At 60.9% G+C, this 256-nt stretch carries 1 protein-coding gene; it reads left to right on the top strand.

Annotation, left to right across the window (positions count from 1 at the left end):
• Positions 1-154: 154 nt before the first annotated feature.
• The coding region (locus GEV06_29155) for an NAD-dependent epimerase/dehydratase family protein (protein ID MPZ21906.1) at positions 155-256 on the top strand (102 nt) is incomplete at its 3' end.

Below are 256 nucleotides of genomic sequence, written 5' to 3'. Positions count from 1 at the left end.
GAGTCAGAAGCCTCGTTCAGCCGTGCATTCAAACGCATCGTGGGCGTACCACCGAGTACGCTGCGCCGGCGTGGTATTTGGTGAACATGCCTTCTTTGGTGAGGCGCACCCTCCTGTCATCTACCAGCGTCAAAGACTCGGGAAGGGGCCGCATATGAACATCGTCGTCATCGGTGCGTCTGGTTACGTTGGTGCTCCCCTCCTGCGGGAAGCGCTGGACCGCGGACACGCCGTCACGACGGTCGTGCGATATCCG

This window comes from Luteitalea sp. (genome assembly GCA_009377605.1).
In the GTDB taxonomy this organism is placed as follows: Bacteria; Acidobacteriota; Vicinamibacteria; order Vicinamibacterales; family Vicinamibacteraceae; genus WHTT01.
This window is presented reverse-complemented; position numbering and strand designations above follow the sequence as displayed.